4 protein-coding genes are annotated in these 3,629 nt (G+C 67.6%); all 4 read left to right on the forward strand.

Annotated elements, in window-relative coordinates; translation table 11 throughout:
- A partial coding sequence (locus ACE3UY_RS11245; protein ID WP_374687620.1) for a hypothetical protein occupies window positions 1–270 on the forward strand: 270 nt, incomplete at its 5' end.
- Window positions 267–1,025 (forward strand): CPBP family intramembrane glutamic endopeptidase, encoded by a 759-nt coding sequence (locus ACE3UY_RS11250; protein WP_374687621.1) that lies wholly within the window; start codon window positions 267–269, stop codon window positions 1,023–1,025. The genes ACE3UY_RS11245 and ACE3UY_RS11250, both read left to right, overlap by 4 nt.
- A 14-nt stretch (window positions 1,026–1,039) precedes the next feature.
- On the forward strand, window positions 1,040–1,708 hold the full coding sequence (gene nfi, locus ACE3UY_RS11255) for a deoxyribonuclease V (RefSeq protein ID WP_374687622.1): 669 nt from the start codon (window positions 1,040–1,042) through the stop codon (window positions 1,706–1,708).
- A gap of 304 nt (window positions 1,709–2,012) precedes the next feature.
- Window positions 2,013–3,380, forward strand: a complete 1,368-nt coding sequence (locus tag ACE3UY_RS11260) for an NAD(P)/FAD-dependent oxidoreductase (protein ID WP_374687623.1) — start codon at window positions 2,013–2,015, stop codon at window positions 3,378–3,380.
- Window positions 3,381–3,629 lie beyond the last annotated feature (249 nt).

The raw sequence follows: 3,629 nt of genomic DNA on the forward strand, positions 1-3,629 counted from the left end.
CGGGAGGACGCGCTGGCGATCATCGAGCGGCAGCGCGAGATGATTCGCGGGCAGTTGGCCATGTTTCGCCAGGTCTATGAAGGGGCGATGGCGGGACGAGAGCGCGCGCCAAGCCCCGAGGCGTTTTTTTATAGCATGTTGACGCTGGAGTACGTCCTGTCATTGGGGCCGGCCTATCTGCGCTGGCTCGATTTGGCCGCCGATCGCATTGGTCGCGGCGACTATACACCGGCCGGTCTGGCCGATCTGCTCTCAGGAGGGCAACTATGATCAAACGAGTGGCGCTGTTCTACGTGCTGACCTTTCTCCTCACAATAGTGCTCGGCGGCCTGCAGGAGGCCACCAGCTTTGCTCGAAGTTGGGCGACGGTGACGCTGCCGCAACTGGCTCCGGGGCTGGCGGCGCTGGCCATGCTGGGGCTGTTCCGGCGGGACGGGCTAAGGTTGTCGCTGTCGCTGCGCGGCGTCTCGGCGTGGCGCGCGCTGGGCGCGCTGCTGGCCCCGGCGGCCGTCGCGGCGGTCGTCTTCATCCTGTTGCGGCCGGACGTGGGCGGGCTGCCCGCACCGCTGTGGCTGATGCTGCCGGGTATGGCCCTGGGCGCGTTCGGGGAGGAAGTGGGCTGGCGCGGCTACCTGCACCGGCGGCTCGACCCTCACCTGCAGCCGTTGGCCTCCTCGGCGCTGGTCGGCGTCCTGTGGGCGCTGTGGCATGTGGGTCTGTATGGCAACGGGCCGGTCTACATGCTATGCCTCGTCCTGCTGATGGTCGCCTACTCGACCGTGCTATACGGGCTGCTCAAAGGCACGCGTTTCAACGTGTGGGTCGCCGCGGCCTTCCACCTGGGCATCAATCTGGGCAACCTGCCGTTCCTGGCGGTCATCAACGACACGGCGTTTATGGCTGTCAACGCCCTGATCTGGACGGCTGTGGCGGCGGTGGTCGTTATTCGCCGGCGCGATCTTTTCCGTCGCCAGAGCGCGACGGCCAGCACAGCCGGCGAACCGGCCGCGGCCCCGACCGGCTAACTGGTGAGGGACGCATGAACCTGCTCCCCCTACATCCCTGGCCCGCCACCCCGACCGAGGCCATCGCCCTGCAACAGACGCTGCGCCACCAGGTGATCGAGCGGGACGAACTGGGCGAGGTGCGCCACGTGGCCGGCGTGGACGTGGGCTTCGAGGACGGCGGGCGCACGACCCGCGCCGCCGTGGTTGTCCTGCGCTTTCCCGAGCTGACGCCGGTCGAGCGGCGGCTGGCCCGCGTCCCAACAACGTTCCCCTACGTCCCTGGCCTGCTGGCCTTCCGCGAGCTGCCGGGCGCGCTGGCGGCGCTGGCCATGGTCGAGACCGCGCCTGATCTCATCCTGTGTGACGGCCACGGCCGCATCCACCCCCGCCGCTTCGGGCTGGCCTGCCACCTGGGGCTGGCGGCGGGCGTGCCGACCATCGGCGTCGCCAAGTCGCACTTCATCGGCGTCTACGATCCGCCCGGCGCGACGCGCGGCGACTGGAACCCGGTGGTAGACAAGGGGGAGATCATCGGGGCCATCCTGCGCAGTAAGATCGGCGTCCGGCCCATCTACGTCTCGGTCGGCCACCGCATCAGCCTGGCGACAGCCGTGGCCTACGTCCTGCGCTGCGCCACGCGCTACCGGCTGCCGGAGCCGACGCGGCTGGCCGACCAGTTGGCGTCGCATGAGAAAGATTGACCCGTCCCACAAGTACCATCACTACAGAAGTTCACAGACATCGGTCACACCAAGTGTATGATCCCTCCTTTGTGAACAATTGCACAATCCCCCGTAAGAATCCCCGCCCACCCGCCGTCAGAGAGGCAAGCGAAATGACGCGGATGAATGCCGGCCTATAGGGCCTGGTCAACCCCGTTCCAATATGCCATGATCTGCGGCAAGTAACTGCTTGACAGCGCAGTAATGGGCACTCTCACCCGCGCTTTTTAAAATCTGCGTAATCTGCGAAATCTGCGGATCATTCTTCTTCATAGGAAACACGATGAGTCGAAAACGAAAAGAGCGAATTGTCATCGTCGGCGGCGGTTTCGGGGGGCTGTATACGGCCCAGGCCATGCGTGACGCGCCGGTGGCGGTGACGCTGATCGATCGGCGTAACTTCCACCTGTTTCAACCTTTGCTCTATCAGGTGGCGACAGGCAGCCTGTCGCCGGAGGACATCGCCTCGCCCTTGCGCGGCATCTTGAAGCGGGTCAAGAACGCCACCGTCCTGACCGGCGAGGTGATTGACCTGGACCCGGAGCGGCGTGTGGTTATCCTGGAAGATGGGGATGAGGTCGCCTACGACGAACTGATCATCGCGACCGGAGCCAGCCACCACTACTTCGGCCGCGACGCGGAGTGGGAGGAGGTCGCCCCCGGCCTGAAGACCATTGAGGACGCGGTCAAGATCCGGCGGCGTGTCCTGTTGGCCTTCGAGGCCGCCGAGCGCGAGAGCAACCCGGAGCGCCGCCGCGCCCTGCTGACCTTCGTCATCGTCGGCGGCGGGCCGACCGGCGTGGAACTGGCCGGGGCGCTGGCCGAGCTGGCCCGGCATACGCTGCGCGGCGAGTTTCGCAACTTCGACCCGACCGAGGCCTCGATTACCCTGGTGGAGGGGCTAGACCGTGTCCTGGCAGCCTACCCCGAAGCGCTGTCGGCTGCGGCCGCCGCGGCCCTCCAGGCCAAGGGCGTGACGGTGCGGACGAAGACGACGGTGACGGAGATCGCCGCCGAGCACGTCATCGTGCGCGACACCGACACCGGCGAACAGTCACTGCTGCCGACCCATACGGTGCTGTGGGGCGCGGGGGTGAAAGCGTCCCCCTTAAGCGAAGCGCTGGCCCGGCGGGTCGGCGCAAAACAGGACCGCAGCGGCCGGGTGAAGGTGCTGCCCGACCTGACGCTGCCTGGCTACCCCGATATCTTCGTTATCGGCGACCTGGCCCACTACGAGCAGGACGGCGCGCCGCTGCCCGGCGTGGCCCAGGTGGCGATGCAGCAGGGGGAGTACGTAGCCGATGTGCTGCGCCGCCGCCGCTTCGACAAAGCTATCCGCCCCTTCCGCTACAAGGACAAGGGGATGCTGGCCGTCATCGGCCGCAACGAGGCCGTGGCCGACATCGGCAACTTGCACTTCCACGGCTTCCTGGCCTGGCTCATCTGGGTCTTCGTGCACATCAACTTCCTGATCGAGTTCGACAACAAGTTCAGGGTCATGACCCAGTGGGGCTGGAACTACGTCACGCGCAAGCGCGGGGCGCGGCTGATTACCGGCGAGGCGGAGCCGGTGTGGCTGCAATTGCCGCTGGCGCCGGGGCGTGGAGTGGCCGTGCCAGAGGATGTAGAGGAGTTGATCGAGGCAGGATAAGCGGCGAGCAGCACCGTCGTACCTTGTAGCGGGGGGGGGGGGCCCCCCGCCCCCCGGGCGGAGAGGGGGGGGGGCCGCCCCCCCCCCCACCACAACACCCACCACCCCCCCCCCCCCCCCCGCGTGGGGGTGGGGGGGGGTGATTCGGGGTTGGTTTGGCGGGGGGTCGGCCCCCCCGCCTCCGCGCCCCCGCGCGGGGGGTCCCCCACCCCCCGCTACAAGGTACGACGGTGCTGCTCGCCGCTTATC

It is taken from the genome of Promineifilum sp. (SeqCode) (assembly GCF_041918635.1).
GTDB lineage: Bacteria > Chloroflexota > Anaerolineae > Promineifilales > Promineifilaceae > Promineifilum.